Raw genomic sequence first — 23,609 nt, 5'->3', positions numbered from 1 at the left:
GGTCGTGAGTTTCCACGATCTTCCCCTGGCCGAGCGGTTGCTGATCGCCCGCCGCGGCACGGCGTATTTCGCGCAGCGTCTCGCCGAGCTGACCGACGAGCAACTGCACGAGCCGACGGCGCTGTCCGGGTGGTCGCGCGCGCACCTGGTGGCGCACGTCGGCTACAACGCGGCCGCCTTGTGCCGGCTGCTGGACTGGGCGGTCACCGGGATCGAATCCCCGATGTACGAGTCGGCCGAGCAGCGGGGCCGGGAGATCGCCGAGGGCGCCACCCTGTCGGCGGCGGCGTTGCGGAACCTGTTCGACCACACCGTCGCCCGCCTCGACGAGAAGTGGCGGCACCTGCCGGTGGCGGCGTGGGAGGCGCAGGTGCGGACCGCGCAGGGCCGTACCGTGCCGGTGTCGGAGACGGCGTGGATGCGTACCCGGGAGGTGTGGATCCACGCCGTCGACCTGGGGAACGGGGGCCGGTTCGGCGACTTCCCCGACGTCGTCCTGGAGTCGCTGCTCACCGACATCACCGGCATGTGGCGTCGCAAGGGCCTCGGCGCGGGCCTCGTGCTCACGGTCGACGGCTGTGAACCGGTTGCGGTGCAGGCAGATTCGCCAGCCGCCGACAAGGTGTCCGGGCCCCTCGCCACAGTGGTGCGGTGGGCCGCCGGACGCGGCGCCGTCGGACTCGGCCCGGACATCCCCGAGCCGCCGCACTGGTTGTGAGCGCTAGTACGACGCCCGGCCACCGCTGGCGTCGTAGACGGCACCGGTCGAGAAACTGAGCGCCTCGGACGACAGCCATGCGACGAGTTCGGCGATCTCCTCGGGTCGTCCCATCCGGGCCATCGGGGTGAGACTCTGCGAGCGTGCGAGGATCGCCGGGTCGGTGCCGGCGTTCATCGGGCTCTCCACCGCCGCCGGGGCGACCACATTGGCGAGGACGCCGGTCTTCGCGACCTCCTTGCCGAGCGATTTCGTCAAGGCGATCACCGCTGCCTTGGACGCCGAGTAGGCGCTCTGCCCGGGATTGCCATCCTTGGCCGCGATGCTCGCCATGTTCACGATCCGTCCCCAGCCGGCGCCGGTCATGGCGGGCACGAACGCGCGGCACACGAGGAACGTCCCCTCGACGTTGATGCGGAACGTGCGGCGCCAGTCCTCGAGTTCGACGTCGACCAGTGGCGCCGAGGGCCCCACGACACCGGCGCTGTTGACGAGGATGTCGACGCGGCCGAGGCGTGCGGCGAGGTTCTCGACGGCATCGGCATCGGTGACGTCGAGGCGTTCGTCGGCCCCGGCGGCGACGTCCGCGGTGACGACGCGGACCCCGGCGTCGGCGAGGCGTTTCGCGCACGCCGCACCGATTCCGCTCGCTCCGCCGGTGACGAGCGCGGTCGCGCCCTCGGGATACGTGACCATGGTGGTTTCTCCTCGCGACTGTGTGCGCACTAGTCTTGTTCTATGTGCGAAATCGGAATGATCTTTTTCGCACTGTGTACGAATTGGAATATATGGGCTGAGCCACACTCGTCAAACTCGCCGAAGGGAATCCGATGGAGATTCGCTGGCTGCAAGCGTTCGTCGCCGTCGCCGAAGAACTGCATTTCGGCAGGGCCGCCGCACGGCTCCAGATGGCGCAGTCGCCGCTGAGTCAGACGGTGCGCAAACTCGAGAAGGACATCGGCGTGCCGCTGTTCGAGCGGAGCACCCGCAGCGTCGCGCTCACGTCGGCGGGCCACACGTTCCTGCCGCACGCCTACCGCATTCTCGAGAGCGTCGACATCGCGCGTCAGGCCACCCGCGCGTCCGCCGGGGGTGTGTACGGCCGCATCAAGATCGGTTTCACCGGCGTGCTCAACCATCTGTCCCTGCCGCCGCTCACCCGCGCGCTCCGGCAGCGCTACCCCGACATCGAACTCACCCTCGTCGGGCGAATCATGACCCGCGACGCCATCACTCAACTGGACAGTGGCGCACTCGATCTCGCGTTCGTCGGACTTCCCGTCGAGACGGCTTCGGTGTCGACGCGGCTGATCCGCCGGGAGCCGTTCGGTGCCGTGCTGCCGGCGGATCACCCGCTCGCGTCGGAGCGGGAGATCGACCTGCGCGACCTCGCCGAGGACGGGTTCGTGACGACGCCGCTGTCGGCCGGTTCGGCGTTGCAGGAGGTGGCGATGCGCGCCTGCGTCGATGCGGGGTTCCGTCCCCGCGTTGTCCAGGAGATCACCGATCCGTACATGATCCTGATGCTGGTGGCGACGGGTGTCGGCGTGGCGCTGATGACGTCGGGCATCGCCGCGATCACGCCCCCGGGCACGGTGTTCGTTCCCCTCACCGGCGAGCCCATCTACATGAACCACGGCCTCGCCTGGTCGCCCCGGCGTGTCTCCGAGGCGCTCCGGGTGGCGCTCGCGGTGTCGGAGGAGATCCTGCCGACTCCCGATTAGGACGTTTTCAATCTATATCTAAGACTTTTTTTGCGCTGGACTGCGCATAGTCCGCCATGACACGCTCGTCACGGTCCGGAACTTCGTGTGAGGTGAGTCACCTCCGAAGACGCCTCGCGGCGACACCGGATCCTGGGACGAAAGGAACACCATGGCAAGCACGTCTACTCGCGACACCGGGGGACAACCGAACGAGAACGCCCGCCGGGCCGCCGTCTCGGGATTCCTCGGCAGCACGCTCGAGTACTACGACTTCTTCATCTACGGGTCCGCGGCAGCGCTCGTCTTCCCGAAGATCTTCTTCCCGGGCGGAGGAGCGACGGCGACGTTGCTGTCGATCGGCACGCTCGGCGTCGCGTACATCGCGCGTCCGCTCGGCGCCGTGCTGTGGGGGCACCTCGGCGATCGATACGGCCGCAAGAATTCCCTGCTGGCCTGTCTGCTCCTCATGGGCATCGCGACGGTCGTGGTCGGCTGCCTTCCCACGTACGAGCAGATCGGAATGGCCGCGCCCATCATCCTGGTGCTCCTGCGGTTGCTGCAGGGCCTGTCCGCAGGCGGAGAATCTCCCGGATCTTCCGCGTTGACCCTCGAGCACGCGCCCGACGGTCGCCGCGCATTCTTCACCTCGTTCACCATGAGCGGCATCATGTTCGGCATCGTCATCTCGAGCCTGGTGTTCATTCCCGTGGCGGCCCTGCCGGACGACGCGCTCTACTCGTGGGGCTGGCGGGTGCCGTTCCTGCTGAGCATCGTCGTGACGGGCGTCGCGGTGTGGCTGCGTCGCAAGCTCGACGAGCCGGAAGTCTTCGAGGAACTGAAGGAACAGGACGACACGGCAGGCATTCCCGTCGTCGAGATGTTCCGCTCACACTGGCGCACCGTGATCCGCATCAGCCTCAGCGCGACGTTCGCGATGATCAACACGATCGTCAACGTCTTCGCGCTGGCGTACGCCGTGCAGGTCGCCGGGCTCGAACGCTCCACCATGCTGTGGGCCATCGCCACCGCCAATTTCGTCGCGGTGCTCACCCAGCCGCTGTTCGGCATCCTCGCCGACCGGATCGGCCGCAAGCCGGTGTTCGTGACGGGCGCCGTCGGCGCCGCAGGCATGGTGTTCGTGTTCTTCCACGCCATCGGAACCGGCAGTGCACCCATGGTGTTCGCGGCCGGCATCGTCCTGATCGGCCTGTTCTACGCGATGCCCAACGGCGTGTACCCCGCGTACTTCCCCGAGCAGTTCCCCGCCAAGGTCCGATACACCGGAATGGCCGTGAGCCTCATGCTGGGCCTGCTGGTCGCCGGTTTCACCCCGGCCATCGCGCAGTGGCTGTCGGCGGGCGACACCGCGAACTGGACCCCGGTCGCCTGGATGTGCCTGGGCTTCGCCCTGCTGTCCTCGGCCGCCGCGCTCACCGGTCCCGAGACCTACCGCACCCCCACCGAGCAGTTGGGCGAACCCGACGCGACGACGGCCGGCACGCGGGAGCAGGCGCTCGTCCGCAACGACGCCTGACCGACACCTCTGCAGGAGATCTTCATGTACCCCGAATCCACCCGGCACCGGATCCGCCTCGTCGGGGCAGGGATCGCCACGTCCCTGTCCCCGGCGCTGCACGAACACGAGGCCGCCGCCCTCGGCCTCACCGACTACCGCTACGACCTGATCGACATCGCCGCGCAGGGCATCCCCGTCGACGGGTCCGGTGGCACGCTGCGAAGTGCCGTCGCGGCAGGCTGCACCGGGTTCAACATCACCCACCCGTGCAAGCAGGCGGTCGCCGAATCCCTCGACGAATTGTCCGACAACGCGCGTCTTCTTGGTGCCGTCAACACCGTCGTCGTCCGCGACGGCCGGCTGATCGGGCACAACACCGACCACAGCGGGTTCCTCGCCGCGCTGCGCCGCGGACTGCCCGACGCCGCGCTCGGACGCGTCGTTCTCGCCGGCGCCGGCGGTGCCGGTTCGGCCGTCGCCTACGCGCTCGCCGCCGCCGGGGTGCGGGACCTGCGGATCGCCGACCTCGACCCGTCCCGTGCCGCGGACGTCTGCGCGCGCCTCGAGGCCGCGTTCCCGCAGACGACGGTCACGGCCATCGGACTCGACGCGATCGAAGCGAACCTGGCGCACTGCGACGGCGTCGTCAACGCGTCCCCGATCGGCATGGTCGGGTATCCGGGAACGCCGTTCGACACCGGCGCGCTCCATCCCGGGCTGTGGGTCGCCGACATCGTCTACCGCCCGCTGCGCACCGAACTCGTGCTGGCGGCAATCGCTCTCGGCTGCGCAGTCCTCGACGGCGGCCAGATGCTCGTCGCGCAGGCGGCCGACACGTTCGCCCTCCTCACCGGGGTCACCCCCGACCCCGACCGCATGCGGCGCCACCTCGGCGACCTGCTCGCCGAGCAGTCCGCCCCGATCGCCCTGGAGGAGTCCCGATGACCGCGCACCCGTTCGCCGCGCCCCTCGACCTGGGCAACGTGCGACTGCGCAACCGCTTCGTGTCGGCCCCGATGGAACGCAACTACTGCGAGGTCGACGGCACGATGACCGACGAGTACATCGCGTATCTCGAACGCCGTGCGGCGGGCGGCGCGGCTCTCGTGTTCACCGAGGCCAGCTACGTGCGCGCCGACGGCAAGGGCCGCATCCGGCAGATGGGCGTCGACGTCGACGAACGCATCCCCGGCATCGCGAAGCTGGCCGACGCGATCCACGCGCAGGGCGCGCTGGTGGGTGTCGAACTCAACCACGGCGGCCGCACCGCGCAGGGCGCCGTTAGCGGATTCGTCCCTGTCGCACCGTCACCGATCCCGTGCGCGGTGGTCGGCGGTGAGATGCCCGAGCAACTCGACGGCGACGACATCGACCACATCGTCGAATGCTTCGGCGAGGCCGCCGCGCGCTGTCAGCAGGCCGGAATCGACGTCATCTCGTTGCACGGCGGTCACGGCTACCTCATCCACCAATTCCTGTCGCCGGCGTACAACCGCCGCGACGACGAGTGGGCCGACCCGACGCTGTTCGTCAACCGCGTCATCGACGCCGTCCGCACCATGGCCCCGGGAATCGCTCTCGGACTGCGCTTCTCGGCGTTCGAGGCGATCGACGGCGGACTCGACGCCGAGACGACGCGCGCCCGCATCGACGCGATCGACACCGACCGGCTCGACTTCCTCGACGTCTCCGCGGGCAACTACGAATCGGGGCAGTGGATCATCCAGCCCGGCGAGTGGCCGCGCGGCCTCCTCGCCCCCTACTCCCGGCAGTACACGCGAGACTTCGACATCCCGGTCGGCGTCGCGGGCCGGATCAGCTCACCAGAGATCGCCGCGCAGATCATCGAATCCGGGCAGGCCGACTTCGTCAGCATGGCCCGCACCCTGCACGCCGACCCGGACTTCCCGTCCCGCGCGCTGAACGGCGGCCGGTACCGGCCGTGCATCGCCTGCAACTACTGCATCGACAGCCTCGCCGCCGGACCCGTCCCGTGCTCGGTCAACCCGTGGGTGGGCCGCGAACTCGAGCAGCCGTCGACGCCGGCGGACGTGCCGGTGCGCGTCGCGGTGGTCGGGGCCGGACCGTCCGGCATGGCGGCCGCCCGCGACCTCGCCGTCGCCGGGCACCGGGTGGACCTCTACGACGAACGTGACAGCCTCGGTGGGGATTTCGCGCTGGCGTCCCGGCTCCACGAGTATCCCGAGTATTCGCGGATCGTCGACTGGTACCTCGCCGAACTCGCCGACCTCGACGTCGCCTGCCACACCGGCACGCGGGTCGACGCCGCCGCACTGGCCGCGCTCGATTTCGACGCCATCGTGCTCGCGACCGGCGGACGCGGGCCCGCGGTCGACCTCCCCGGGGCCGGCACCCGCAGGGTCCGTGACGTCCGGGAGTACCTGGCATCCGGTGACCCGGCCCCCGAGGCGATCACGATCTTCGGCGCCGACCGGGAAGCGGCCGCGGTCGCCGACGACCTGCTCCAGCACGGCACGAAAGTCGTCATGATCGGCCCGCAGGAGACGATCGCCCACGACGTCGGCCGGCGCGGAAAGATCGTGCTGCTGCCGCGGCTCGCGGCGAGCGAGAACCTCACCACCCATCTGTCGTCGATCGTGACGCGGATCGAGGAGGACCGGGTGGTGATCTCGACGGGCGGCGAGGAGCGGGTGGTCGACGCTCCCGGTGAACTGCTGATCTCGCACGGCGTCGAGCCCCGCGCCGACCTGCTCACCGCGCTGAGGGGACTGGCACCACGACTCGGCGTCCACCCGGTCGGCGACGCGAGCGGCGACGGCGGCTCCATCCATGCCGCTCTGGTGACCGCGGCCGACGTTGCCGCGAAGATCACGGCGGCCGCCGACGCCCGCGAGGTGATCAGCGCATGATGGCGATTCCGCCCCTCGGTCTCGGGACCTGGCCGCTGATCGGTCCGGATGCCACCCGGGCCGTGCTGTCCGGCATCGAGGCGGGCTATCGGCTGATCGACACGGCCGCCGTCTACGGGAACGAGGACGCCGTCGGCGCCGCCCTCGCGCAGTGCGGTCTGCCCCGCGACGAACTGTTCGTCACCACCAAACTGCGGGGGAGCGATCACGTGTCGGGCGACATCCGCGGTGCCGTCGAACGCAGCCTGAAGAGTCTCGGGCTCGATCGGCTCGACCTGTTCCTCATCCACTGGCCGCTGCCACGCCACGACAGGTACGTCGCCGCGTTCGAGGCGATGCTCGCCTGCCGGGATGCCGGGCTGGTGCGGCACGTGGGCGTCTCCAACTTCCTGGGCACGCACCTGCGCCGCGTCGTCGCCGAGACCGGAGAGGCGCCGGCCGTCAACCAGATTCAGATGGACCCCTCGCTCGCCCGGCTGCCCGTCCGCCGCGCGAACGACGAACTCGGGGTGGCCACGCAGTCGTGGAGTCCGCTCGGCCGCGGCGACGTGCTCGGCGCACCCGCGGTCACCGCGATCGCCGAACGCCTCGGCCACTCGCCCGCGCAGGTGGTCCTGGCCTGGCATCGCGCGCAGGGTGTCGTCCCGGTCGTCCGGTCGGCCGATCCCGCCCGTCAGGCCGAGAACCTGGCCGCCCTCGACGTCCGGCTCACCGCCGGGGACGTCGACGCCCTGAACCGTCTCGACCGCGGCGAGTCCGCCGCCCGGGACGTCGAAACCGAGGAGCACTTCTGATGGCACTACGAATCGGCATCGTCGGCTGCGGCAAGATCGCCGGCAACCACGCCCGGGCCTTGCAGCAGGTGCCCGGCGTCGAGGTCGTCGGGTGCTGCGACCCCGACCTGGAACGGGCCCGGACATTCGCTGCGGCGCACGGCATCACGACGTCCGTCGGGTCGGTCGGGGAACTGCTCGACCTCGGTCTCGACGCCTGCACCGTGTGCACCCCGCATCCCGTTCACGAGGAGGTCGTCGTCGCGGCCGCGCAGGCGGGCATTCACGTGCTGTGCGAAAAGCCGATCGCCGTCGACGTCGCCGCCGCCGACCGGATGATCGAGGCCGCCGACCGCGCGGGCATCACGTTCGGGGTGCTGTTCCAGCGCCGCTTCTGGCCCGCCGCCCGCCGCATCCGGGATGCGATCGACGACGGCCGGATCGGCGTCCCGGTGCTCGGTGAGGCGTCGGTGATCCTGCACCGCCCGTCGTCGTACTACTCCGCCGACGCGTGGCGCGGACGGTGGGACACCGACGGCGGCGGTGTCCTCATGACGCAGGCCGTCCACCAGATCGACATGCTGCAGTGGTTCATGGGCGAGGCCGTCCAGGTGAGCGGCTTCATCCGCACCCACACGCACGGCGAGCACATCGAGACCGAGGACAGCGCGTCGGCGGTCGTGTCGTTCGCGTCGGGCGGCACCGCCACCGTCACCGCGACCACCGGCGCCAACCACAACCTCGGCAACCGGGTCACCGTGATCGGGCAGACCGGTGCGATCGCGAGCGTCCTCGAGTTCCCGGAAGGACAGGAGGGGGTCAACGAGATCTGGACCGTGCCGGGCAGCACCGAGTTCCGGGCGCCCTTCACCTCCGACGTCCGCGCCAACCTCGACGTCACCGAGGTCAACGCCGGACTCGCCGATTTCCACACCCTCCAGGTGCAGGATTTCGCGGACGCCGTCCTGACCGGCCGGGCGCCTGCCGTCACCGGACGCGACGCCCGCGCCTCGCTCGCGATCGTCGCCGCAGTCTACGAGTCGTCCCGCACCGGCCGCGTCGTCGACCTCACGCCCGCCCCGGCCCCCGTCACCACCAAGGAGAACGCATGACCCCCGACCCTTCCACCCCGGCCTACGACGTCGTCGTCCTCGGCTCCGGCGCGGGCGGCCTGTCCGCCGCCGTCGCCGCCGCCGACGGGGGAGCGTCCGTTCTCGTCGTCGAGAAGGCGGACACGTGCGGCGGCGCGACGGCGTGGTCGGGCGGCTGGATGTGGACGCCGCGGAATCTGTTCGCGCACGCGGACGGCGTGAACGAGGACCGCTCGGGGCCGCGCACGTATCTCGAACACCGGCTCGGCGAGAACTTCGACGCCGCCAAGGTCGACGCTCTGCTCGACGGCGCGCCCGAGATGGTGGAGTTCTTCGAGAAGAAGACGGCGCTGCAGTTCGTTCCGGGCGCGAAGATCGCCGACATCCACGGCGACACACCGGATGCCGGAACAGGCCACCGCTCGGTCGGGCCGAAACCGGTGAGCCTGCGGAAACTCGGACCCGACGTCGCGGCCCTGCTCCGGCGTCAGCTCTACGAGACGTCGTTCCTCGGCATGGGCATCATGGCCGGCCCCGACCTGCAGGCGTTCCTGCACTCGACCCGGTCGGCGAAGGCGTTTCTCCACTGCACGAAACGGGTGTCCACCCACCTGTTCGACCTCGCCACCAAGCGTCGCGGGCAGCAACTGGTCAACGGCACCGCGCTCGTGGGCAGGCTGCTGCGGTCGGCGCTCGACGCCGGCGTCGAGATCCGCGTGAACACGGCGGCCACCGCACTGACCACCGACTCCGCGGGCAGCGTCACCGGTGTCCGGCTGGCGGGTCCGGACGGCGCGTACACCGTGCACGCACGACGCGGCGTCGTCCTCGCGACCGGCGGCTTCTCCCACGACCTCGACCGGCGCCGCGAACTGTTCCCCCGCACCCCCACCGGACGCGAGCACTGGACGCTGACCCCGTCCACGACCACCGGCGACGGCATCACCCTCGGCGAATCGGTCGGCGGCCGACTCGACGACTCGGTCGCCTCCCCGGTCGCGTACTGCCCGGTGTCGATCATCCGGTACCGCAACGGCAAGGAGGGCGTGTTCCCGCACATCCTCGACCGCGGAAAGCCCGGCGCCATCGGTGTTCTCGCGGACGGACGACGCTTCGTCAACGAGGGGCTCGGCTACCACGACTACACGCTCGCGATGGTCGAGCAGGTGCCCGACGGAGAGGAGGTGTGCTCCTGGCTGATCGCCGACCAGCGGTACCTGCGGTACTTCCCGCTCGGCATGGCCAAGCCGCTGCCGATCCCCACGTGGCCATACCTGAAGTCGGGCTACCTCACCCGCGGCCGCACGATCCGCGAACTGGCCGAGAAGATCGGTGTCGACCCGGACGGCCTGGAGAAGACGGTCGCGGCGTTCAACGAGGGCGCCCGCGACGGCGTCGACCCCGAATTCGGTCGTGGCACCACACCGTTCACCGTCGGGTCCGGGGACGCCGACAACCCCTGGCCCAACCCGGCGCTCGCGCCACTCGAAGAAGGCCCGTTCTACGCGGTCAAGGTGGTCCCCGGCAGCTTCGGCACATTCGCGGGCCTGGTCACCGATTCGACGTCCCGGGTGCTGAACGACGACGACCAGCCGATCGGCGGACTGTTCGCCGTCGGCGTCGACCAGTCCAGCGTCATGGGCGGGCACTACCCGTCCGGCGGCATCAACCTCGGCCCGGCCATGACCTTCGGCTACCTCACCGGTCGCCGCCTCGCCTCGACGACAGGAGAACTGCGATGACCGCCCCACTCGGCCTTGCCGCGCTCACGGTGCTCGACACCGCGCCGCTCGAGCAGGTGGACCTCGCCGAGAAACACGGCTTCGACACCATCGGCATCCGGATGCTGCCCGCCGCACCAGGCACCACCGCCTACCCGCTGCACGACGACCCGGCCGCACTCGACGCGCTGGTGCGCCGTCTCGAGGATTCGCCGATCGAGGTGTTCGACCTCGAAATCATCCGGCTGGGAGCAGATTTCGACGAGAAGGACTACGTTCCGCTTCTCGAGGCGGGCGCGCGGCTGGGCGCCAGGGCCGTGCTCGTCGGTGGCGACGACCGCGATCGCCCCCGGCTCACCGACTCGTACGCCCGGCTCGCGGCACTGTGCGCGAACTACGGCATCGTCGCGAGCCTCGAGTTCATGCCGTGGACGGCGGTACCCGACGCGACCGCCGCGGTCGAGATCGTGTCGCAGGCCGACGGGCTTGCCCGCAGCGTTCTGGTGGACGCCCTGCACGTCGGACGGTCGAGCACCACTGCGGCCGACCTCGCGGCGATCCCACGGGAGTGGCTGCACTACGCGCAGATGTGCGACGGCGCGGTGCCGGCGCCCACCGACGACGCCGAACTGATCCGGCAGGCGCGCGAGGAGCGCCTCGTGCCCGGGGCGGGTGGCATCCCGCTCGCCGACATCTGGTCGGCGTTGCCCGCAGGCCTGCCGGTGAGCGTCGAACTCCCCAACGAGCCGCTCCGGCGGGCCGTCGGCACGGACGCGTGGCTCGCGCGGCTGGTCGCCGCCACCCGGGAGGTGCTCGCGCAGCGTCCGGCGGCCACCGGACGCTGATCGTCCGCGCTACCGTTCTTGCATGCCCCGTCCCGACAACGTCCCCGTGTACACGATGCGCCAGCTGGCGGCGTTCGTGGCGGTGGCGGAGACCGGGACCATCAGTGGTGCGGCCGAGCGGATGCACCTGTCGCAGTCGGCGTTGTCCGCGGCGGTGACGGACCTGGAGAAGGCGTTGAAGGCGCAGTTGTGTGTCCGCCGGCGGGCCCGCGGTGTGCAGCTGACCCCGACGGGGGAGGCGGTGCTGTCGCGGGCGCGCGCCCTGTTGCAGCAGGCCGGGGAATTGCAGACCGACGCATCCGGTGCGGGCGGTGTCGTCGCCGGGCCGATCGCCGTCGGCTGCTACCCGGCGCTCGGCCCGACCATCCTGCCGTCGATGCTGTACGCGTTCACCACCGAGTACCCGCGTGCGTCCGTGGAGTTCCGCGAAGACACCCAGAACCGGCTGCGGACGCAGCTCGAGGGCGGCGAACTCGACGTCGCCATCGTCTACGACCTCGACCTGCCCCCGGACTGGCAGACCGTGCCGCTGATGACCCGCGAGCCGATGGTGGTGCTCGGGGCGGATCATCCGCTGGCGGGCGCCGACGGGCCGGTACGCCTCGCGGATCTCGCGGCGCACCCGATGGTGCTGCTGGACGCGCCGCCGAGCACCAACCATGCGATGGACGTCTGCCGGGAGGCCGGGTTCGCGCCCCGGGTGGCGTACCGGACCGCGAACTTCGAGACGGCGCGGGCCTTCGTCGGGCGCGGTCTCGGGTGGACGCTGCTGCTGCAACGGCCCCGCGTGGACGTCACGTACGAGGGCCTGCCCGTCGTCGTGAAACCGATCGCCGAACCGAAACCGGCGTCGGTGGCCGTCGTCGTCGCGTGGCATCAGGAGGCGACGCTGAGCCGGGTGGCGCGGGCGTTCATCCGGTTCGTCACGTCCTGAACTGCGCCTTCGTGCCTTCCACGGATTTTCTGCAATTCATGCGGGGATAGTCCCGCTTTTCAGACGTATGTGAGTGGGGTCATTGTTTTCCGGTAGCGCGATGAGTGTGCGCGCAGCAGAACCGGGAAGGCAGACGATGACGGCAATCACCGAGGCGACACCGGCGGTGTCCCACAAGGAAGCGCGTAGGGCAGTCCTGTCGAGCTTCGTCGGTACCGCGATCGAGTGGTACGACTTCTTCATCTACGGCACCGCCGCGGCCCTGGTGATCGGACCGCAGTTCTTCCCGGGCGCGTCGACGTTCGCCGGAACCCTCGCCGCCTTCGCCACGTTCGCGGTCGGCTTCATCGCCCGCCCCATCGGCGGCGTCGTCATGGGTCACTTCGGTGACCGCATCGGGCGCAAGTCGATGCTGGTGCTGTCGTTGACCATGATGGGCGCCGCGACCGTCGGCATCGGACTGCTCCCGAACTTCGAGGCCATCGGGGTGGCCGCGCCCATCCTGCTGGTCGCGTTGCGGTTCGTGCAGGGCATCGGCGTCGGCGGCGAATGGGGCGGCGCGGTGCTCATGGCCACCGAGCACGCCCCGGCAGGCAAGCGCGGACTGTACGGCGCGGCGCCGCAGATGGGCGTTCCGGCGGGAGTGATCATGGCGAACGTCGTGTTCCTCGCCGTCACCCAGCTGCTGTCCGACGACGCGTTCCAGACGTGGGGCTGGCGGGTGCCGTTCCTGATGAGCGCCGTGCTCGTCGGCGTCGCGATGTGGATTCGGCTCGGCGTGTTCGAGTCCCCGGCGTTCGCGGAGGCCAAGGAGAGCGACACGATCGTGAAGATGCCGATCGTCGAGGTGCTGACCAGGAACTGGCGGACGGTGCTGCTCGCGGCGGGCACGTTCGTCGCGACCAACGGCATCGCCTACGTGTTCATGGTGTACGTCCTGACGTACGGCACCGAGGAACTCGGCTACAGCCGCGCCACGATGCTCACCCTGCTGATCGTCGCGTGCCCGGTCTGGATGGCGGGCATGGCGGTGTCGGCCTGGAAGTCCGACGTCCTCGGCCGGCGCCGGGTGTACACGTGGAGTTCGGTCGCGCTGGTGATCGTCGCGGCGGTGTTCTTCCCCCTCATCGACACGGCGTCGATTCCCGTCATGCTGCTCGCGATGATCGTGATGGCCGCGGTGCTCGGCACCACCGCCGGGCCGCAGTCGGCACTGTTCGCGGAACTCTTCCCCGCCCACATCCGCTACAGCGGTGCGTCGCTCGGCTACCAGATCGGCGCCATCCTCGGCGGCGGGCTCGCACCGTTCCTGGCGACGTGGCTGTTCGGGGCCTTCGGGACCTCCGTCGCGATCAGCGCGTACTTCGTGGTGATCGCCGTCGTCAGCCTGGGCTCGATCCTGATGCTGCCGGAAACGAACACGATCGCACGAAATGCGGAGGCCTCCTGACATGTCCACCTACTTTCAGCCACAGAAATACGCGGCGACGGAGTTCGCGACGACCAGTGAGACCGACGAGGCCCTGCCCGTCGTCGTCGTGGGCGCAGGCCCGGTCGGCATGGGCGTCGCGCTCGGCCTCGCGCAGCGCGGCATCCCCGTCACCGTGCTCGAGGCCGCCGACCAGGTGTCGTTCGGCAGCCGCGCCATCTGTATCTCCCGGCACAGCCTCGAGGTCGCGGCCCGGCTCGGGTTCGGACCCGAACTCGAGAAGATCGTGCTCCCGTGGGTGGGAGGGCGCAGCTTCTACCGCGACGAGCAGGTGCTGCACTTCGAGATGGCGCACGGCGAGCACGACGTCCGCGGGCCCATGGTCAACGTGTCGCAGTCCGAGATCGAGCAGATCATGACCGACACCCTGCTCGCGCACCCGCTGATCACGTTCCACTGGTCGTCGAGCGTCGCCGGGGTCCTGCGGTCGGACGAGGACGTGACCCTCGACGTCGACACCGCGTTCGGCGTGCGCCGGCTCCGCGCACGATGGGTCGTCGCCGCCGACGGCGGTCGCAGCCGGATGCGCGAACTGGCGGGAATCCGGTTGCAGGGGAACAGTTATGAGGGCAGTTACGTCATCGCCGACATCCATTGGGAATCGGCGCTGCCCGCCGAGCGGATGGTGTGGTTCGACCCGCCGAGCAACCCCGGCTCGACGATCATCATGCATCGGCAGCCCCGCGACATCTGGCGCATCGACTACCAACTCGACAGTTACGACGACGCCGAACTCGAGACGCAGGAAGACCGCATCCGCGACCGGATCACGCGGCACCTCGACTGGCTCGAGAACGACGTGCCGTGGACCCTCGAATGGCACGGCTTCTACCGCGCGCACGCGCTCGCGCTGGACGACTTCACGCACGGCCGGATCCTGTTCGCCGGCGACGCCGCCCACCTGGTTCCGATCTTCGGCGTCCGCGGGCTGAACTCCGGGATGGAGGACGCCGAGACCCTCGCCTGGACTCTGGCCGCCGTCGTCAACGGAACGGCGGACCACGCACTGCTGCAGGCATATTCGGCCGAGCGGCGCGGCGCCTGGCAACAGAACGTCGACAACGCGGGCAAGTCGACGCTCATCATGTCGCCCGGCAGCCACGGCTACCGCACCACCCGTGACGCCGTACTGGCGCTGGCCACGACCCGCCCGGAGTTCGGTCACCTCATCAACCCGCGGCAGTCGAGCGCCACGCACGCGCACCTGTCGCCGCTCACCTGGCCGGTGGCCGAGGGGACGACCGGTGTGCTGCCCGGGGATCCGATGGAGGACCGCCGCGTTCGCGTCGTCACCGCCGGGGGATCGGTGGAGTCTTCGCTGAACCGCGTCCGCGGAACGGGTTTCGCGGTGCTGGGCATCGGGGTCGACGCCGCCGGTGCCGACGTCGTCGCCGCCCACGCCGCCGCGATGTCGATGGCGCTGGCGCCCGAGTCGGTGCGCGCGGTCGTCGTCCCGGCGCCGGGTGTGGCGGTGGACACGGCGGACGACCTGACGGTCCTCGACGACCCCGACGGCGCGCTCACGACGGCCCTCGGCGCGTCCGCGGGTGAATGCTTCGTGATCCGTCCGGACGGACTCGTCCTGTGCCGGGTCCGCGACCTGTCGCTGCTCGTCGACGTGCCCGCGCACCTGCGGGCGGCGACCGCCCCCGTGCACGGTGTCGTCCCCGCGCACACGGAGACGACTGCGACGCCGCAGGAACTGCTGCGCGAGAACGTGTGGACGGGACTGTCGGAGGCGCTGGACCAGGCGGGGGACTCGGACCGGGAGGGCTTCCTGACCCGGCTCGCGTTGCTGCTCGGATCGCAGTCGGGCAGGCGGGAGTTCGAGGAAGCGCTCGCCGCCGCCTCCCACGTGAGCGGCAAAGTGTGCTCCGGCACGCCACGGCACTCACATGCGGGCGCTTAGCCTGGGGGCATGGCGCGCGCACAGTTCCTGAACTCACCCAAGACCTTCGTCGTCGACGCACTCCGCGGGGCCGTCGCCACCACCGACGACCTCGAATGGCATCCGGAACCGGGCTATCTCACCCGCCGGGAGCCGTTGCCGTCCGGGCAGGTCGCGTTGCTGTCCGGCGGTGGGTCCGGGCACGAACCGCTGCACGCCGGGTTCGTCGGCCGGGGGATGCTCACCGGAGCCTGCCCCGGCCTGATCTTCAGCTCGCCCAACGCGCTGCAGGTGCGGGCCGCCACCCGGGCCGTCGACGCCGGCGGCGGGGTCGTGCACATCGTGAAGAACTACACCGGCGACGTCCTCAACTTCCGCATCGCCGGTGACCTGGCGGCAGAGGACGGCATCACGGTCGAGCACGTGCTCGTCGACGACGACGTCGCATCCGAGCGGGAGGACGGGCCCGGACGGCGCGGCACCGCGGCCACGATCGCGGTCGAGAAGATCTGCGGCGCTTCGGCCGACCGCGGAGACGATCTCGCCGCCGTCGCGGAGTTCGGGCGACGCACGGCCCGGAACTCGCGCAGCATGGCGGTGGCGTTGCGAGCGTGCACCGTCCCCGGGTCGGACTCGCCGTCGTTCGACCTGCCGGAGGGGCAGATCGAACTCGGGATCGGCATCCACGGCGAACGCGGAACCGACCGGGTCGACGCACTGCCCGCCGCCGAACTGGTTCGCCGGCTCACCGACCCCGTGCTCGACTCGCTCGGCGTGCAGCGGGGCGAGTCGGTGATCGCCATCGTCAACGGCCTCGGCGCGGCCCATCCGCTGGAGTTGCAACTGCTGTTCGCTGAACTCGCCGACCATCTCGCGGAGCGGGGCGTGGTGACCCGGCGGTCGCTGGTCGGCAGTTTCGTCACCGCCCTCGACATGGACGGCGCATCCGTCACGCTGGTGCGCTGCGACGACGACCTCCTCGACCTGTGGGACGCACCGACCGCCGCACCGGGATGGCCGAACGCCCCGGCCGGTGAATTCCGCGGCATCACAGACCGATCCGCGGTGCAGTTCCGGTCGGATGTCGCCTCCCGCGAGGACGAAACGGAGGTGCCCGGCACCGCCGACACGCTGGGCCGGGCGGCGGTGGGGACGTGGATCGGCGCGTTCGTGGAGAAGGTGCTCGCCGAGGAGGCGAACCTCACCGACCTGGACCGCCGGGCCGGCGACGGGGACTTCGGCACCAACATGGTGGCCGCGCTCGACCACGTCGACATCGCCGGGATCCGCGACCGCTACTCCCCGGCGACGGTGTTCGAGTCACTGTCCGACGCCTACCTCGGTCACGCGGGCGGCACGTCGGGCGCGCTGTTCGGGGTCTGGTTCCGGCAGTTCTACCGGGTGGCCGCCGACGCACCGCAGGGTCTGGACACGACAGCGATCGCCGCCGCCGCACGGGCGGGCCTCGACACGATTCAGGAACTCGGCGGGGCGCAACCCGGGGACAAGACGATGATCGACGCCATCGACCCCGCCGTCACCGCCCTCGAGTCGGCCGTCGAGCAGGGCAGGAATCCGGCCGACGCCCTGGCCGAAGCTGCGGACGCCGCCGCCCGCGGCGCCGAGGCGACCGCAGCCATCACCGCGCGGCGCGGCCGGGCCAGCTACATCGGCGAGGCGGCGCGTGGCGTCGTGGACCCCGGCGCCCTCGTGCTGTCGTGGTTCTTCGCCGAGGCCGCGGAAGCGGCCCGCAGCGCCGGGTAGTCACCGCGCACGGGGCACGGCAGTCGGGGTGAGAAGTGGGTGCTCCGACCGGCGTGAACGAATGTCTGTGGAGTAGAACGGCATTCGACAGTATCTGAGAGTTCCCTGAAATCCGTTCCGGTGCGCGGCGGTTGAGAATACCCTGAGGTGGGTATCGCAGACATGATCCGCCGTGCCCCGGCGGGAGTGGCCACGGCCGATGGGAGCTCATCATGCGAATCGTCGACGGCGCGGTGAACGCCGTGACAGGTGCTGCGACCGCGACGACGAGTGCGGTCGGCGCGGTCGGAGGAGCGGCACTCGGCGGTGTGGTCGGCGGAGTCCGCGGGGCGGCGAGCGGGGCCCGGGCCGGCATGGAGAGCGGAAGTCATTCCACACCGGCCGCAGCGCTGACCCTGGCCGCCGTCGGCGCGGCGGGACTGGTCGAGTGGCCGGTGCTGGTCACCGCGGGCGGGGCGGCGCTCGTGCTGCGACAGTTCGGCGCGGGGTCCCGGACCTCACGCGACACCGAAGCCCCGACGTCGGCCGCACAGTAGCTGCCGTGGGACTCGGTCGATACCTCTCCGCTGTCGCGTCCCTGCCGGTGCGCGGCGCCGGGATCGGACTCGGGGTGGCGTCCTACGGCGGCGCCGTCGCCGCCGATCTGGTGGCCACCACCGCACGGACCACGACTCAGATCACCGCCGAGGTGCTGGGCGGAACCCCGGCCCGCCGCGCGAGTTCCGGACACGGCCGTGCCTGGATCGAGATCCGCGGACTGGACGGTCCGCGCGGCGCCGACGTGGCCGCGTCCGTCCTCGGCGCGGTCCGGGCGACCGCCGGTGTGGACGGAGCCGAACTGAACCGCGCGCTGTCCCGGCTGGTGGTGACGGTCGGCGACCACGGACCGTCGGCGACCGCGCTGTGCCGGGTGGTCGCGCGCGCGGAGGACGCCGCCCGCCCCCTCGCTCGCGGCGGCGTCCGGGACCGGCCCAGGGAACTGCCCGGCGACGACGTCGCACTCGCCGAACGGGCACTTGCCCTGGCCGCCGCGACGACGGGCCTGGTCCTAGCGGCAGGTGTCCGGCTGCTTCCGATGCCCAGCCTGCCGGCGGCGGTGCCCGCCGCCGCGGTCACGTTCGTCAACTATCAGCCGCGACTGCGCGGCATGGTCGAGAACCGGCTCGGGCCGGACGCCGCCGAACTGCTGCTCGCCGCCGCTCAGGCCGTCGGCGACGTGCTGCGGCGTGCGCCGGCGTCTCTCGCCGTCGACGTGGCGTTGCGGTCTGCGATTACGGCGGAGGCGTGGTCCGGCCGGCGGGTGTGGCACCGCCGGGAACCCGAACTGGCCCGGGACCCCGCGGACGACTCGGCCAGCCGTGCCCGCGTGCGCGGCACGTCCGGACCGGTGGAGCGGGACGTCGACCGGGCGGCGATCGCGCAGTTCGCTGAGGCGACGGCGGTGGGGGTCGCGACCCGCAGTGTCGCGGGCGCGGCGGACGCGGCCCTGGTCGCCGCGCCGAAAGCGGCCCGCACCGCACGGGAGGCCTTCGCCGCGACGCTGGGTCGCGGACTCGCCGACCGGCACTCCGTGCTGGTCCTGCGACCCGCCGCTCTGCGCCGCCTGGACCGGGTCGACGCGGTGGTCGTGGATCCGTCGGTGCTGCACACGGCGGAACTACGGGTGAGCGGACTCCGTTCCGTTCGGGACGCCGACCGGACGAGGGTGTGGGAGGCCGCGCGGTCCGCCGTCGAGGCCGGCGCGCTCGGGGTGGGCTGGCACGCGCTCGCCGACCTGCCGGGCGACGTCGGCTCGGCCGCCGTGGACGAGGATTCCGCCGTCCTCGTGACGCCCGCCCACCACGCGAACGCGGCGGCAGTGCTCGCGCAGGCCCGCACGTCGGGCACCCAGGTGATGTCGGTGAACGTGGACGGACTCGGCGGACTCCGCTCGGCGTTCGACGACCTGCTCCCGTCGAGCGGATCGCCGGACGCGGACCTCCGTGACGCCGTCGCGCAGTTGCAGGCGAACGGCGCGACGGTCGCGGTGGTGGCCCGCCACGCGCCGCACGCCCTGTCGGCGGCCGACGTCGGCATCGGTGTTCTCGCCGGCGGCGCCCCGCCGCCGTGGTGTGCGGACCTGCTGGTCGACGACCTCGCCGGGGTCTGGCGGGTGCTGCGGTCCCTGCCCGACGCCCGGACGGCGAGTCGGCGCGGCGTCGAGATCGCCACGGCGGCGTCCATGCTCGGTGCGCTCGTGATGCTGCCGGGAGTGCGCGGGCGCGGACCCGGGCCCGTCACGGTCGGTGCGGCGGCAGGATTGTGGACGGGACATTCCCTCGCGCGCAGTGTGCTGCGGGCCGAAATTCCCCCGGCCGCCCCGGTTCACGCCTGGCACGAGATGCCGGCGACGGAGGTGCGCCGTCTGCTGCCCGTGCACGACGACGCGGACGCCGCGACGCCCCGGCCCCGCCCGGTGCGTCTGGTGCTGACCCCGGTCGAGGTGATCGGGCGGTTCACCGCGTGGCCGGTCGGCCTGGCCTGGGACTTCGGGCGGGCGATGCGCACGGAACTGTCGGATCCGCTGACCCCTGTCCTCGCCACCGGATCGGCGGCGAGCGCACTGCTGGGGTCGCCGATCGACGCGGTGCTCGTGGGATCGGTGCTCGCGGGTAACGCCGCGCTGTCGGCCGTGCAACGCCTGCACGCGGAACGACTGCTGACCAGGTTGCTGGCGGCGGGGGATCCGCCCGCCCACCGCGTCGCCGGATCCCCGAACAGCCGGGTGACGGAGCGGGTGGAGGCGTCGCGGTTGCGGCCGGGCGACGTGATCGAGATCTGCCCCGGCGAGGTGGTGCCCGCCGACGGCAGGCTCGTCGAGGCACCCGGCGTCGAGGTCGACGAATCCTCGCTCACCGGGGAATCGCTGCCGGTGAGCAAGCAGACGTCGCCGACCCCGGGCGCACCCATCGGCGAACGTGCCTGCATGGTGTTCGCGGGCACCACGATCCTCACCGGCACGGCGACGGCGATCGTCACCGCCGTCGGCGACGCCACGGAAGCGGGACGTGCCGGTGCGATCACCCCGGCGAGTGCGGCGCATGTCGGTCTGCAGGCGCAGCTCAGAAGCCTCACCGACCGGGTTCTGCCCGTCAGCGTCGGGGGCGGGGCGCTGGTGACGGCCGTCGGATTCCTGCGCGGCACCGGACTGCGGCAGGCCGTCACCAGTGGTGTCGCGGTCGCGGTGGCCGCGGTTCCGGAGGGGCTGCCGCTCGTCGCGACCCTGGCGCAGCAGGCCGCCGCGCGCAGGCTGACGAGATCGGGCGCGCTGGTGCGGGCGCCGCGGTCCGTCGAGGCGCTCGGCCGCGTCGACGTGGTGTGCTTCGACAAGACGGGCACCCTCAGCGAGAACCGCCTACGGGTGGTTTCCGCTGTTCCGCAGCCGGGTTTCGACCGCGACGACGTGCTCAGGTGCGCGGGCCGCAGCGCCCTCACCCGCGACGGCAGTCCGGCCGCGCACGCCACCGACGTCGCGATCGCCGACGCCGCAACGGACCTGCTGCCACCGGAGGCCGAGCACCGCAGCTATCTTCCGTTCCGGTCCGGGCGGCCCTACTCCGCCTCGCTGTCGGGCACGCACCTGTCGTTGAAGGGTGCACCGGAGGTCGTGGTCGCCGCGTGCACCGGAATCGACGCCGACGACGTCCACGACACCGTGCTCGGGATGGCCGCGGACGGGTTGCGCGTCATCGCCGTCGCCCGCCGGACCGTCACGACATTCCAGTCGCGACGCGCGGCCGACGACGCCGACGTACTCGACGAACTGTGCGGCGGCGGGCTGCGACTCGTCGGACTGCTCGGGCTGGCCGACACCCCTCGCCCCGAGGCGGCCGGACTGCTTCCCGACCTGGAACGCCTCCAGGTCGGGGTCCGGCTGATCACGGGCGACCATCCCGTCACGGCCACCGCCATCACGCGCGAGCTGGGACTGCCCGTGTCGTCCGAGCAGGTGATCAGCGGCACCGAATGGGACACCCTGTCGCACCGGGGGCAGGAGAACGCCGTCGAGAAGTGCGTCGTCTTCGCCCGGATGACGCCCGAGCACAAGGTGCAGATCGTGCAGACCCTCGAACGCGTCGGTCACGTGTGCGCGATGGTCGGCGACGGTGCCAACGACGCCGCCGCGATCCGGGCCGCCAGTGTGGGGATCGGCGTCAGCTCGCGCGGCAGCGACCCCGCACGCAGCGCCGCGGACGTGGTGCTCCTCGACGGCCGCGTCGACGCGTTGCGCGACGCCCTCGACGAAGGCCGTCAGCTGTGGCGGCGGGTGCAGGCCGGAGTGGCAGTGCTGCTCGGCGGGAACGCCGGGGAGGTGGCGTTCGCCCTGATCGGCAGCGCGATCGCCGGACGGTCACCGCTCACCGCGCGTCAGCTTCTGCTGGTGAACGTGCTCACCGACGCCCTGCCGGCAGCCGCACTCGCGGTGAGCCCGCCCAACGAACAGACCCGGGGGGAGGGCCGCGGACCGGACAGTGCGGCGCTGTGGCGGACCGTCGCGATCCGCGGCGCCGCCACCGCGGCAGGCGCGACGACGGCGTGGGCGCTGGCGAGCATGACCGGCAGGCAACGCCGGGCGTCGACGGTCGGGCTGGTCGCCCTGGTCGGAACGCAGCTGGGGCAGACGCTCATCGATTCGCGCAGCCCGCTCGTCGTCCTCACCGCGGGTGGGTCACTCGCCGCGCTCACCGTGATGGTCAGTACGCCCGGGGTCAGTCAGCTCCTGGGATGCACCCCGCTCGGACCGATCGGGTGGGCCCAGGCGCTGGGATGCGCGGGTGCGGCGACCGCGGCAGCCGCGTTCGCACCGTGGCTGGTGGAGAAGCTTGCGGGCGATCAGTCGACGATCTCGATCACGCCCGCCCGCAGCAGCACGGCGTACACCTCCCGGAGCGGTGGGGTGAGTACCCGGGTGACCACCCCGGTCAACGGGTCCGCGGCACCGGAGAAGACACCGGCAGCGGTCTGGGCGACGGCACTCAGCACACCCGACACGGTTCACGGTCAAGGTGGCTGACCGGAAAACGGCACGCACAAGGGAGACGAACGATGGCCCAACGAACGTCGGAGGCGCAGTCGCACAGCGACGCCGTCCAGCGGGTGCAGGCGGCCCACAGCTTCGCCGTGCAGCTACCGATCCTCGGCAGGGTGCCGCTGCCGCGCCCCGAGCAGCTGGCATTCTTCGCGGCGATCGGCCTGCTCGCCGCCGTCGAAATCATCGAATGGCCGGTTGCGCTGACCATCGCAGCAGGACACGTGCTGATCACCGATCAGCACAACCGGGCCGTCCAGGAGATCGGGGAGGCGCTGGAAGGCGTGTGACGCGGGTCCGGATCAGGCGGGCGGGCAGGCCGGTGACGTCAGCTGCGCGATCGCCACGATCGAGCAGGCCGTCGCCTTCGACAGTTTCCACGTCCCGTTCTCGCCAGGCACGAAGACGGCGGGCAGGGTGTTCTGCTGCACTTGGCCGTTGATCGTCAACTGCAGCTGCGCGCTGGCGCTGCCGTCGCCGTTGTCGATGACCGGGTCCAGCACCTGAACCTGCGCACCCGCCTGCTGAGCGGCGGCGGCGACCTGGTTGAACAGGTTCGGATCCTGCTCCGAACCCTCGACCATGGCGATTTTCTGGTCGAGCGGGGTGGCCGGGTCGAGGCCCTTCGCCAGCAGGGCGTTGAGGTCGGCGGCTGTCGGCAGAACGAGGTCGGCGGTGGTCTCGGCCGCTGCGGTGGTCGTGGACGTGGTGGTCCCGCTCGAGCCGGAAGACTCGTCGGAACCACAGGCGGACATCGTGAGGGCTGCGGCGATCGCTACCGCGGCAACCGTGATCTTGCGGATCGTCAACTCAGTTACCTCTTCGTATCTCGGTGCGCAGGTCGTTCGGTCTCACATCGAGTCTGAAGGTTTGCGGAGCGTCGCGCCGTCGAAGCCAGAGAATTCTCAGACTTCGCCCGAAATCATGCCGCCGTGCCGAACGCGCCGCGGTACGGAGTGGCGTGGCTCCACTGCAGAGCCGCAACGGTGACGTCGGACGCGGGAAGGTCGCCGTGATGGGTCTGGATGAACGCGATCAACGCGCGGGCGGTGCGGGCGAGGGCAACCTTGTGCTGCCGGGACGTCTCCGCGAGTTCGGTGAACGCGTCGTTCTCGGAGCAGCCGCGGAAGGCGATGAGGATGCCGACAGCGATGTCGACCGCCGTGCGGGTGGAGTAGCTGGGCGTCGTCATGAATGTTCTCCCA

Annotated in this window: 19 protein-coding genes and 1 pseudogene; 16 read left to right on the top strand and 4 right to left on the bottom strand. The window is 71.1% G+C overall.

All coding sequences use genetic code 11. The annotated features are described in order from the left end of the window. Positions 1 to 4: 4 nt before the first annotated feature. On the top strand, positions 5 to 718 hold the full coding sequence (locus P3H15_RS04215) for a maleylpyruvate isomerase family mycothiol-dependent enzyme (protein ID WP_276136090.1): 714 nt from the start codon (positions 5 to 7) through the stop codon (positions 716 to 718). 3 nt (positions 719 to 721) lie between these two features. Here the strand turns inward: P3H15_RS04215 and P3H15_RS04210 are convergent, their stop codons facing one another. After that, complete coding sequence (locus P3H15_RS04210) at positions 722 to 1,414, bottom strand: SDR family NAD(P)-dependent oxidoreductase (protein ID WP_276136089.1); 693 nt, start codon at positions 1,412 to 1,414, stop codon at positions 722 to 724. 134 nt (positions 1,415 to 1,548) lie between these two features. Here P3H15_RS04210 and P3H15_RS04205 point away from each other — a divergent pair, with 134 nt between their 5' ends. From P3H15_RS04205 to P3H15_RS55470, 14 genes and pseudogenes are all read left to right on the top strand, one after another. After that, on the top strand, positions 1,549 to 2,442 hold the full coding sequence (locus tag P3H15_RS04205) for a LysR family transcriptional regulator (protein ID WP_276136088.1): 894 nt from the start codon (positions 1,549 to 1,551) through the stop codon (positions 2,440 to 2,442). A 151-nt stretch (positions 2,443 to 2,593) separates the two neighbouring features. Continuing rightward, positions 2,594 to 3,958 carry an MFS transporter gene (locus tag P3H15_RS04200; RefSeq protein ID WP_072940297.1) on the top strand — a complete coding sequence of 455 codons (1,365 nt, stop codon included), beginning with the start codon at positions 2,594 to 2,596 and terminating at the stop codon, positions 3,956 to 3,958. A 24-nt stretch (positions 3,959 to 3,982) separates the two neighbouring features. After that, positions 3,983 to 4,885: a shikimate dehydrogenase gene (locus P3H15_RS04195; protein WP_276136087.1), complete on the top strand. Its 903-nt coding sequence runs from the start codon at positions 3,983 to 3,985 to the stop codon at positions 4,883 to 4,885. After that, entirely contained in the window at positions 4,882 to 6,831 is a 1,950-nt protein-coding gene (locus P3H15_RS04190; RefSeq protein ID WP_276136086.1) for an FAD-dependent oxidoreductase, read from the top strand. Before P3H15_RS04195 ends, P3H15_RS04190 begins: the two co-directional genes overlap by 4 nt. After that, positions 6,828 to 7,625: an aldo/keto reductase gene (locus P3H15_RS04185; RefSeq protein WP_276136085.1), complete on the top strand. Its 798-nt coding sequence runs from the start codon at positions 6,828 to 6,830 to the stop codon at positions 7,623 to 7,625. The genes P3H15_RS04190 and P3H15_RS04185 overlap by 4 nt, the downstream gene beginning before the upstream one ends. Next, positions 7,625 to 8,716: a Gfo/Idh/MocA family protein gene (locus tag P3H15_RS04180; RefSeq protein ID WP_276136084.1), complete on the top strand. Its 1,092-nt coding sequence runs from the start codon at positions 7,625 to 7,627 to the stop codon at positions 8,714 to 8,716. Before P3H15_RS04185 ends, P3H15_RS04180 begins: the two co-directional genes overlap by 1 nt. Further along, positions 8,713 to 10,437, top strand: coding sequence for an FAD-dependent oxidoreductase (locus tag P3H15_RS04175; protein WP_276136083.1), 1,725 nt, complete (start codon positions 8,713 to 8,715; stop codon positions 10,435 to 10,437). Before P3H15_RS04180 ends, P3H15_RS04175 begins: the two co-directional genes overlap by 4 nt. Next, complete coding sequence (locus tag P3H15_RS04170) at positions 10,434 to 11,261, top strand: sugar phosphate isomerase/epimerase (RefSeq protein WP_276136082.1); 828 nt, start codon at positions 10,434 to 10,436, stop codon at positions 11,259 to 11,261. The genes P3H15_RS04175 and P3H15_RS04170 overlap by 4 nt, the downstream gene beginning before the upstream one ends. 22 nt (positions 11,262 to 11,283) lie before the next feature. Further along, positions 11,284 to 12,195, top strand: coding sequence for a LysR substrate-binding domain-containing protein (locus P3H15_RS04165; RefSeq protein ID WP_276136081.1), 912 nt, complete (start codon positions 11,284 to 11,286; stop codon positions 12,193 to 12,195). A 136-nt stretch (positions 12,196 to 12,331) separates the two neighbouring features. Next, the gene (locus P3H15_RS04160) at positions 12,332 to 13,645 is read left to right on the top strand and encodes an MFS transporter (RefSeq protein WP_276136080.1); all 1,314 of its coding nucleotides are present in this window, start codon (positions 12,332 to 12,334) and stop codon (positions 13,643 to 13,645) included. 1 nt (position 13,646) lies between these two features. Next, positions 13,647 to 15,593, top strand: a complete 1,947-nt coding sequence (locus tag P3H15_RS04155) for an FAD-dependent monooxygenase (RefSeq protein WP_276136079.1) — start codon at positions 13,647 to 13,649, stop codon at positions 15,591 to 15,593. A 9-nt stretch (positions 15,594 to 15,602) separates the two neighbouring features. After that, complete coding sequence (gene dhaL / locus P3H15_RS04150; RefSeq protein ID WP_276136078.1) at positions 15,603 to 17,336, top strand: dihydroxyacetone kinase subunit DhaL; 1,734 nt, start codon at positions 15,603 to 15,605, stop codon at positions 17,334 to 17,336. 212 nt (positions 17,337 to 17,548) lie between these two features. Then, entirely contained in the window at positions 17,549 to 17,872 is a 324-nt protein-coding gene (locus tag P3H15_RS04145; RefSeq protein ID WP_276136077.1) for a hypothetical protein, read from the top strand. Positions 17,873 to 18,411: 539 nt separating this feature from the next. Then, positions 18,412 to 22,161 (top strand): annotated as a pseudogene (locus P3H15_RS55470) (cation-translocating P-type ATPase); the annotation flags it as partial. A 47-nt stretch (positions 22,162 to 22,208) separates the two neighbouring features. Here P3H15_RS55470 and P3H15_RS04135 read toward each other — a convergent pair. Continuing rightward, entirely contained in the window at positions 22,209 to 22,292 is an 84-nt protein-coding gene (locus P3H15_RS04135; protein ID WP_241031662.1) for an Rv1535 domain-containing protein, read from the bottom strand. A 129-nt stretch (positions 22,293 to 22,421) separates the two neighbouring features. On the opposite strand from P3H15_RS04135, the gene P3H15_RS04130 reads away from it, so the two are divergent. Then, on the top strand, positions 22,422 to 22,694 hold the full coding sequence (locus P3H15_RS04130; RefSeq protein WP_072940334.1) for a hypothetical protein: 273 nt from the start codon (positions 22,422 to 22,424) through the stop codon (positions 22,692 to 22,694). 12 nt (positions 22,695 to 22,706) lie between these two features. On the opposite strand, the gene P3H15_RS04125 is transcribed toward P3H15_RS04130, so the two are convergent. After that, positions 22,707 to 23,213: a hypothetical protein gene (locus P3H15_RS04125; RefSeq protein ID WP_276136076.1), complete on the bottom strand. Its 507-nt coding sequence runs from the start codon at positions 23,211 to 23,213 to the stop codon at positions 22,707 to 22,709. A 113-nt stretch (positions 23,214 to 23,326) separates the two neighbouring features. Continuing rightward, positions 23,327 to 23,596 (bottom strand): ANTAR domain-containing protein, encoded by a 270-nt coding sequence (locus P3H15_RS04120; RefSeq protein ID WP_276136075.1) that lies wholly within the window; start codon positions 23,594 to 23,596, stop codon positions 23,327 to 23,329. Between the last annotated feature and the right edge of the window lie 13 nt (positions 23,597 to 23,609).

This window comes from Rhodococcus sp. T2V, assembly GCF_029269925.1.
In the GTDB taxonomy this organism is placed as follows: domain Bacteria; phylum Actinomycetota; class Actinomycetes; order Mycobacteriales; family Mycobacteriaceae; genus Rhodococcus_F; species Rhodococcus_F koreensis.
Note: the sequence above shows the minus strand (reverse complement) of the source record. Positions and strands in the feature narration are given on the sequence as shown.

Bases quoted from the DNA above. Each gene is read 5' to 3' on its own strand.
- dhaL (WP_276136078.1), top strand. From the start codon at position 15,603: ATGGCGCGCGCACAGTTCCTGAACTCACCCAAGACCTTCGTCGTCGAC.
- P3H15_RS04145 (WP_276136077.1), top strand. From the start codon at position 17,549: ATGCGAATCGTCGACGGCGCGGTGAACGCCGTGACAGGTGCTGCGACC.
- P3H15_RS04165 (WP_276136081.1), top strand. From the start codon at position 11,284: ATGCCCCGTCCCGACAACGTCCCCGTGTACACGATGCGCCAGCTGGCG.
- P3H15_RS04120 (WP_276136075.1), bottom strand. From the start codon at position 23,596: ATGACGACGCCCAGCTACTCCACCCGCACGGCGGTCGACATCGCTGTC.
- P3H15_RS04180 (WP_276136084.1), top strand. From the start codon at position 7,625: ATGGCACTACGAATCGGCATCGTCGGCTGCGGCAAGATCGCCGGCAAC.
- P3H15_RS04155 (WP_276136079.1), top strand. From the start codon at position 13,647: ATGTCCACCTACTTTCAGCCACAGAAATACGCGGCGACGGAGTTCGCG.
- P3H15_RS04200 (WP_072940297.1), top strand. From the start codon at position 2,594: ATGGCAAGCACGTCTACTCGCGACACCGGGGGACAACCGAACGAGAAC.
- P3H15_RS04170 (WP_276136082.1), top strand. From the start codon at position 10,434: ATGACCGCCCCACTCGGCCTTGCCGCGCTCACGGTGCTCGACACCGCG.
- P3H15_RS04185 (WP_276136085.1), top strand. From the start codon at position 6,828: ATGATGGCGATTCCGCCCCTCGGTCTCGGGACCTGGCCGCTGATCGGT.
- P3H15_RS04205 (WP_276136088.1), top strand. From the start codon at position 1,549: ATGGAGATTCGCTGGCTGCAAGCGTTCGTCGCCGTCGCCGAAGAACTG.
- P3H15_RS04130 (WP_072940334.1), top strand. From the start codon at position 22,422: ATGGCCCAACGAACGTCGGAGGCGCAGTCGCACAGCGACGCCGTCCAG.
- P3H15_RS04160 (WP_276136080.1), top strand. From the start codon at position 12,332: ATGACGGCAATCACCGAGGCGACACCGGCGGTGTCCCACAAGGAAGCG.
- P3H15_RS04195 (WP_276136087.1), top strand. From the start codon at position 3,983: ATGTACCCCGAATCCACCCGGCACCGGATCCGCCTCGTCGGGGCAGGG.
- P3H15_RS04175 (WP_276136083.1), top strand. From the start codon at position 8,713: ATGACCCCCGACCCTTCCACCCCGGCCTACGACGTCGTCGTCCTCGGC.
- P3H15_RS04210 (WP_276136089.1), bottom strand. From the start codon at position 1,414: ATGGTCACGTATCCCGAGGGCGCGACCGCGCTCGTCACCGGCGGAGCG.
- P3H15_RS04190 (WP_276136086.1), top strand. From the start codon at position 4,882: ATGACCGCGCACCCGTTCGCCGCGCCCCTCGACCTGGGCAACGTGCGA.